This is a genomic window from Acinetobacter sp. 243_ASPC (assembly GCF_001054715.1).
Classification (GTDB): Bacteria; Pseudomonadota; Gammaproteobacteria; order Pseudomonadales; family Moraxellaceae; genus Acinetobacter; species Acinetobacter soli.
In genome coordinates, this window is the sequence record NZ_JVOR01000074.1 from 134027 (window position 1) to 142367 (window position 8341).

The 8341-nt window shown below is 45.7% G+C and carries 6 protein-coding genes; 4 read left to right on the plus strand and 2 right to left on the minus strand.

Annotated elements, in window-relative coordinates; translation table 11 throughout:
* Positions 1 to 19 precede the first annotated feature (19 nt).
* Positions 20 to 2377, minus strand: coding sequence for a Tex family protein (locus ADA42_RS08000; protein WP_048764544.1), 2358 nt, complete (start codon positions 2375 to 2377; stop codon positions 20 to 22).
* Positions 2378 to 2894: 517 nt separating this feature from the next.
* Between ADA42_RS08000 and ompR the strand changes: the two genes are divergently transcribed.
* The 4 genes from ompR (at position 2895) to ADA42_RS08020 (ending at position 7411) form a co-directional block, all read left to right on the plus strand.
* Positions 2895 to 3659: a two-component system response regulator OmpR gene (gene ompR / locus ADA42_RS08005; RefSeq protein ID WP_004934149.1), complete on the plus strand. Its 765-nt coding sequence runs from the start codon at positions 2895 to 2897 to the stop codon at positions 3657 to 3659.
* Between the two features lie 27 nt (positions 3660 to 3686).
* Complete coding sequence (locus ADA42_RS08010) at positions 3687 to 5144, plus strand: ATP-binding protein (RefSeq protein WP_004934146.1); 1458 nt, start codon at positions 3687 to 3689, stop codon at positions 5142 to 5144.
* Positions 5145 to 5350: 206 nt separating this feature from the next.
* Positions 5351 to 6865: an acetyl-CoA hydrolase/transferase family protein gene (locus tag ADA42_RS08015; RefSeq protein WP_004934143.1), complete on the plus strand. Its 1515-nt coding sequence runs from the start codon at positions 5351 to 5353 to the stop codon at positions 6863 to 6865.
* A gap of 126 nt (positions 6866 to 6991) precedes the next feature.
* On the plus strand, positions 6992 to 7411 hold the full coding sequence (locus ADA42_RS08020) for a GNAT family acetyltransferase (RefSeq protein WP_004934141.1): 420 nt from the start codon (positions 6992 to 6994) through the stop codon (positions 7409 to 7411).
* Between the two features lie 31 nt (positions 7412 to 7442).
* Here ADA42_RS08020 and ADA42_RS08025 read toward each other — a convergent pair whose 3' ends face one another.
* Positions 7443 to 8177, minus strand: coding sequence for a class I SAM-dependent methyltransferase (locus tag ADA42_RS08025; RefSeq protein ID WP_048764547.1), 735 nt, complete (start codon positions 8175 to 8177; stop codon positions 7443 to 7445).
* Positions 8178 to 8341: the final 164 nt, after the last annotated feature.

The following is an 8341-nucleotide window of genomic DNA, read 5'->3' on the forward strand; positions in this document are numbered from 1 at the left end:
AGTTTTACTTACAAACTTTTTACTTAGAACCTTTGATGCCGGCTTGGAGCAACAAAGCACCTAGGCCGCCAATTTTTTGTTCTTGAGGCTTTTCTTGCTTAGCACGCTGTGGCTTTTTGCTCGAATCGCCTTGACGTGCAGCCTGCTGTGGACGCTTATGCTGTGGCTTACGCTCAGGACGTGGCTCATGATTTTCGCGACGTGGCGCACGCGCAGCTTTCGCCGGTGCTTCTGAACCTTCAGGACGCATACTTAAATTGACACGCTTACGCTCAACATCGACCTGAATCACTCGAACTTGTACGATCTGACCCGGCTTCACCACTTTGTGCGGATCCGAGACAAACTCATTCGCCAGTTCAGAAATATGCACCAGACCATCCTGATGGACGCCGACATCCACAAATGCACCGAAGTTGGTGACATTGGTCACTACGCCTTCAAGCTGCATGCCTTCAGTGAGCTGTGCCACTTCGGTTACGTCATCACGGAATTTGGCTGTGCGGAATTCTGGACGTGGATCGCGGCCCGGTTTTTCAAGCTCTGTTAATACATCTTGAACGGTTGGTAAACCAAAGGTGTCATCGACAAACTCATCTGCTTTGATCTGGCGAATAATTTCCGAATTACCGATCAGGTCTTTTACAGTCGTGGCTTTGGCTTGTACCATTTTTTCCACCAAACCGTAGCTTTCCGGATGGACAGCAGACGCATCAAGTGGTTCAGAACCATTCAAGACACGCAAGAAACCTGCTGCCTGTTCAAAGGTGCGCTCACCCAAACGTGGTACATTTTTCAACGACTGGCGGTTGTCAAAACGGCCATGCTCTTTACGATATTCCACAATTTGCTGAGCAATCGCTTTGTTTAAGCCGGCGATATAACCCAAAATGGCAGACGATGCGGTATTCACATCGACACCCACGGCGTTTACGCAGTCTTCAACCACCGCATCGAGCGTTTTTGCCAGACCCGTCTGGTTGACATCATGCTGATACTGACCCACACCAATCGATTTCGGATCGATTTTTACCAGCTCCGCCAATGGATCTTGTAAACGACGGGCAATAGATACGGCACCACGAATCGATACATCCAGTTCAGGCAATTCTGCTGCTGCCAGCTCGCTTGCCGAGTAAACTGATGCCCCTGCTTCACTGACTGTTACACGTGTCAGTTTAAGATCGGTATTGGCAGCCATCATTTCAGCAACGACCGCTTCAGTTTCACGGCTTGCTGTACCGTTGCCAATTGCAATCAGATCCACATTGTATTCACGGCACAAGCGTGCAAGCTCGGCAATCGAGCCTTCTTTGTCTTCTTTAGGTGCAAATGGGTAAATGGTACTGTGCGCCAATACATCGCCCGCTTCGCTGACTACAGCCAGCTTTACACCGGTACGAATACCAGGATCGACACCTAAAGTGGTGCGACTGCCCGCTGGTGCAGACAATAATAAGTGACGCAAGTTTTCTGCAAACACCTGCATGGCTTCAGCTTCGGCTGCAAGGCGTTTTTCGGTCAGCAAAGAATGCTCGATTTGCGGACGAATTTTACCTAACCAGAACAGTTTTGCCGTTTGCTTTAAAAAATCCTGACGGGCTTGTGGCTGTACTTGATCCAGATTATATTCGGTTTCAATGCGTGCCAAAGGTGCATCGTCTTGTCCGTCTACTTTAAGGCCCAACACATTTTCTTGACGACCGCGTAGCATGGCAAGTAAACGGTGTGAAGGGAGTTTGTGTAAGTTTTCAGAAAACTCAAAGTAATCACGGAACTTTTTACCAACTTCTTTTTTCTCATCAGAAGCCACCGTACTTTTGAGGCTGGCCGTCTTGGCGAACAGACTTTTAAGCTCTGTGGTCAAGGCAATGTTTTGCGCCCAGTCATCAATAATAATATGTTGCACGGCATCGAGCTGGCTCTCGGCATCTGGATAATCGGCATGCTCAAATCCAGCCAGCGCCTCTGTCGGTTCAATTTGCTCGGCAACAATGCGTTCTGCTACTGGCCCAAGACCGGCTTCACGTGCCTTGAATGATTTACTGGTGCGCTTTGGACGATATGGCGCGTAAATTTCTTCAAGTGCATTTTTGGTTTCGGCAGCGTTAACACGTGCCAATAAATCATCGGAAAGTTTGTTCTGTTCTTTTAGCGACTCAATGACTTTTTCACGACGTTCATATAAATCACGCAGATAAGACAAGCGTGTGTCGAGTTGGCGTAGTTGCGTATCGTCTAAGCCTTGCGTGACCTCTTTACGGTAACGGGCAATAAAAGGAACACTGGCACCTTCATCAATTAAACGGATGGCAGCTTCTACTTGGTTTGGACGTACGGCAAGCTCGCTTGCCAACTGCTGAACTAAGTCAGTCATCGTGTTCGATTCCACAAGGATTAAGTTTAAAAGCACTGATTATAAAGACCGAGACTATAAAATCCACACTTGTTTTACTTATTCAAAACGTTTTTTTGAATCATGCGCTGGGTTTTGACAAAAATTCGAATCAATTACAGTACATTTATTCTATTTAATAGGTCTGATCGATCACTCAAACAGATGTGATATTTTGCACATTTAATACGTCATTTATGGGCTGCTGTTTTATTTTCAGGAACCTGGCACTGAACGTACAAATTTCATCAACTTGTCACTTGTAAAAACAGTCACTTATAGGCATAAATACAAAGAATGGTGAACAGGGATTAATCTGGAATATTCATGAAAGATATACAGTGCATCAAATGCTTTTAAGATGTTGTTTTTTGGTTTCAAATTTCGCCGAAAATTGTAATTTTGAGCAATTTGATACATAGTCTAAACAAGAATATCGGCATTATACTGCATTGATCCAATAATCTATAAATTATGACTTAAATAAAGGGAGTACATCATGAGTTTAGTTGTACCTGCTGAACATACTGAAACTGTACATAACGACACCGATCGCGTCGAACGGATTCTTGTCGTCGATGACGATGTACGTTTGCGCACCCTTTTGCAACGCTTCTTGGAAGACAAAGGTTTTGTTGTTAAAACGGCCCACGATGCAACTCAAATGGATCGTTTGCTTCAGCGCGAATTATTTTCTTTAATTGTTTTAGATTTTATGCTTCCAATGGAAGACGGTTTGAGTATCTGTCGTCGTTTACGTCAGTCTAATATAGACACCCCAATCATCATGCTGACTGCACGCGGCAGCGACTCTGACCGAATTGCAGGGTTAGAAGCCGGTGCCGATGACTATTTGCCAAAACCGTTTAATCCAAACGAGCTACTGGCACGTATCCGTGCGGTACTGCGTCGTCAGGTTCGTGAAGTGCCGGGCGCCCCAAGTCAGCAAGTTGAAGTGGTGAGCTTTGGCCCATGGTCACTCGATCTTTCTACACGCACCCTGACTCGTGAAGGCCAAGTGGTGACACTTACCACAGGCGAATTTGCAGTCTTGAAAGCCTTGGTGCAACACCCACGTGAACCTTTGACTCGTGACAAACTGATGAATTTGGCGCGTGGTCGTGAATGGGGTGCAATGGAACGTTCAATCGATGTACAGGTTTCGCGTTTGCGCCGCCTCATCGAAGACAACCCAGCACGCGCACGTTATATCCAAACCGTGTGGGGCGTGGGCTATGTATTTGTTCCAGATGGTGCAGAATAAGGCATAATTTAGACTTAGGATGATTGAGTGAAGCTCGACCCCATCGACCCGCAAGCGTATACCGATTACGTTGCGTATTCCGAACGTAAACGAACCCGATGGGAACGCTTTCTCGATAAAATAAAACCGCGTTCAGCTGCAATGCGCACCACGGTGCTGGTGCTGTTCGTGGTGGTGTTTAGTCTGATGATGTCGCTGTGGTTTTTTTGGCGCACCTTATATTTGCCTGAAATCCAGCAACATGCGCGCTATCTGGCTGTCGAGCTGGAACTGGTGAATAACCCCGACATTCGTATTTTTCATCGTGATGTTGAGGTTGATGTCGATACATGGCTTAAAAACAGAGTCGGAATCGAGTACGTTACAGACCCCAAAGAATATCCCAATGTCCGCGACAAAGTGATTGCGGATTTCTTTACCAATCATGTTGAAGATAAACTGGCCAATGAGCTAAAAGTCGATAATGTCATTGTGTATTTCCAGTTTAAGCCAAGCCCACGTATCTGGATTCAAACGCCAGAAATGCACGGCAATTGGGTTCGTGAACCCTTAAAAACCTATGCCAACTATAGCCCTGAGCTGGTGTTTGGCTGGCTACTTGGCGTTCCGCTTCTGTCTGCCATTATTATTTTGACTTTGGTGCGTCAGCTTAACCGCCCACTGCGCCGCTTACAAAATGCAGCCAATGCCTATAGTAAAACCGGTAAGGCGCCCTATTTGGGCACCAACCATGGTCCATTAGAGATTCGTCAGGTGAATCAAGCGTTTAATCATATGATTTATACACTTGAGCAAACCGAACGTGATCGGCAAATCATGCTGGCGGGTATTTCCCACGATTTACGTACGCCGCTTACTCGAATTCGTTTGACTGCCGAAATGCTACCCGATGAGTTTTTACGAGAAGGGCTGGTCTATGACGTCGATGATATGGACGCCATTTTAAATCAGTTTATTTCGTATATGCGCGATGGCTCCGACGAAGAACTACGCGACACCAATATTAATATTTTGCTGCAAGAATTGGTGGTTCAATTTAAACCACTCGAGATTCACTTCGAAGCACAAGATGTTCCGATTATTCCTGCACGTAGCTTGTCGCTAAAACGCCTGATTGCCAATCTGATTAACAATGCCAAACGCTATGGTGCAGAGCCAATCGAACTGACCGCACAGGTCGAAGGCGATCATATTCTGATTATTGTCGCCGACCACGGCGAAGGTATTCCAGAAGATCAGATCGAAGAACTGATGCAACCCTTTGTCCGCGGTAATTCAGCGCGAACGATTCAGGGCAGCGGCTTGGGGCTAGCAATTGTCAAACGGATTGTCGATATCCACCAAGGTGAGCTACTGATTCATAATCGTCCTGAAGGTGGGCTCGAAGCGCGTATTTTATTGCCTCTTCCAAAGCATTTAACCCCTGAGCCACTACCAGCCAATCCGATTGAAAAAATTAAGCAAAGTTTCTCAGATCGATTTTAAGTCGAATATATTTTCAGCAGATCTGTTTGAGTCGCGACTTATTTCTCAATGTTATTTTTTAAGTAAATAAATGAGTTAGAGGTACATCACAAAACATGATTATTGTATTTTTTTCAAAAATTAGACCTTAGCCTAACACGGCGTCAAAAGTAAACGAACAACGGTACAATCTGGCATGTGAACTAAAACAGATTGAGAGTAAACCCATGTCTTTAGATCGTATCCGATTGGCCTCATTACACAACAAAGTGATTAGCGCAGATGATGCTGCAGCATATATCCAAGACGGCATGACTGTGGGTATGAGCGGATTTACTCGTGCGGGAGAAGCGAAAGCGGTCCCACAAGCTTTAGTTGAACGTGCAAAACAAAACCCGTTAAAAATTACATTAATTACGGGCGCGAGTTTAGGGAATGACCTCGATAAACAGTTAACCGAAGCGGGTGTATTGGCGCGTCGCCTACCCTTCCAAGTCGACAATACCTTACGTCGTGCCATTAATAATGGCGAAGTAATGTTTATTGATCAGCACTTGTCTGAAACAGTTGAACAAATGCGTAATTTACAGCTCAAACGCCCAGACGTAGCTGTAATTGAAGCCATTGCGATTACTGAAGATGGCGGCATTATTCCTACCACTTCTGTTGGAAACTCTGCAAGCTTTGCCATCTTTGCTGAAAAAGTGATTGTTGAAATCAATACCTCTTTAAGCGAAGCGTTCGAAGGCTTACACGATATTTATATTCCGTCATACCGTCCAACACGTCAGCCAATTTCACTGACCAAAGTAGACGAGCGAATTGGTACCAGCGCCATTCAGATCGATCCTGCAAAAATTGTCGGGATTGTATTTAACGACACTGCCGATTCGCCATCGACTGTGACACTTCCAGATGATGAAACTCAAGGCATTGCCAACCACCTGATCGCTTTCTTTGAAAAAGAAGTGGCTGAAGGTCGTTTACCGCAAAATCTCGGCCCTCTTCAAGCCGGGATTGGTTCAATTGCCAACGCCGTACTGACTGGCCTGAAAGACTCAAACTTTGAAGATTTGGTCATGTACTCTGAAGTACTTCAAGACTGTACCTTTGAATTGATCGATGCTGGAAAAATGAAGTTTGCATCGGGCAGCTCGATTACCCTGTCGGCGAAATGCGGTGAAAAAGTGTTTGGCAACATTGAAGCCTACAAAGACAAGTTGGTACTTCGTCCGCAAGAAATCTCAAACCACCCTGAGTTGGTACGTCGTTTAGGGATTATCGGCATCAATACTGCACTTGAGTTCGATATTTACGGTAACGTCAATTCAACGCACGTGTGTGGAACCAAAATGATGAACGGCATTGGCGGTTCAGGCGATTTTGCACGAAATGCACACTTGGCTATCTTTGTCACCAAGTCGATTGCAAAAGGCGGTGACATCTCGTCGATCGTCCCAATGGTGTCGCATGTCGATCATTCTGAGCATGATGTTGATATCTTGGTGACCGAGCAAGGTCTGGCCGATTTACGTGGTCTGGCACCGCGCGAGCGCGCTGTGGCGATTATCAAAAACTGTGTTCACCCACTGTATCAAGATGCGCTTAATGACTACTTTAACCGTGCATGTGCCAAAGGCGGACATACGCCACACCTGCTACGCGAAGCATTGTCTTGGCATGTAAATTTTGAAGAAAATGGACACATGCTGGCCATCGAGCCTGAAGCTAAATCTGCTTAAGCCTTCCTTTTTTTCACCCAAAGCACTCTGATCACAGAGTGCTTTTTTTATACAAAAAAAAGGCTTATCAAGTGATTTCTTTTCTTTTATCTTAAGGCTTAAACATCATCACAAGAAGAACAACCCATGTTTATGATTCGCCAGTTTAGCCATACCGATATCGAAGATATTGTCAGTTTATGGGAGCTTTGCGGGCTGAGCCGTCCGTGGAACAACGCTGAAATTGATATTTTCCGTAAAACTGAACAAAACGATGGGCTGTTTTTAGTGGCTCTTCGCGACGAGCAACTGGTAGCGACCGTCATGGGCGGTTACGATGGACACCGTGGCTGGATCAGCTATCTGGCCGTTCATCCGCAGTATCAGCGTCAGGGCGTTGCCACTGCACTGGTTCAGCAACTAGAAAAGCGCTTGATCGCGCGTGGCTGCCCCAAGGTCCAGTTGCTGTTACGCAAGGACAATCTGGATGTACAAGGCTTTTACGATGAATTGGGTTATGAAGAAGTCGATGCCATTTGTTTAGGTAAACGACTGATCTCGGATTAGAGTATCGAACTAGCATGCTCTTGGTGGGTTATTAGCGTACCTGTACACCCACACGTAGCAGCACTGGAAAGCGCACCTCAACGATCTGATTCAGATCGGCGCAAGCTGCATTTAGCTCCTGTAATGGATCTGTACCTTTTTGCAAAATATAATGCTGAACAGCCGACCATGTGCCTAAATACTGTATTAATTGCTTAAAACTCCAACGCAGGCGAATGTCAAAGTTCGGCATCTGGATTTCCTGAAATGGAAATGGAATGGTACGGTAATGCTGATCGATATAACGCCGCTCTGGGTCCCAATGCCCTCTCAAGGTGTGATGATACAACTGCTGAATCTGCATATGGAACAAGAGATCATCCACCTCAATCAGTCCATATCCAATAATGGCAAAAATGCCACGGGGTTTCAGGGTACGCTTTACCTCGGCATAAAAGGCCTCAAAGTCAAACCAGTGTACGGCTTGCGCCACAGTAATCAAATCAAAGCAATGGTCGGGAAAGGTGGTTTTTTCGGCAGGTTGAACCTGATAACTGATGTTGTCGTAATATTCGGCATGATCGAGCTGGCTTTGACTGATGTCTGTGCCGACCACCTGCTCAAAATAAGGTGCCAGCATATGCGTGAGCTGGCCCGAACCTGCACCACAGTCCCATGCCAGATCACGCGTATGCACGTAACTTAAGAGATGCTGAAGCATGGCTTGCGGATATATCGGTCGAGCTTGCTGGTAACGCCGACTATCCAGTGAAAATAAATCCTTCACGCCTGATTGTCCTTATATTTTATTCTTCCTGTATAGCGCTACTATAAGTGAAAATTTTTACAGGCAAGCTAAAATTGTCAGACAAAAAAAAGCCCCTGATTGAATCAGAGGCTTTTTTGAATATGGTGGCGTGAGGCAGGATCGAACTGCCGACACACGGATTT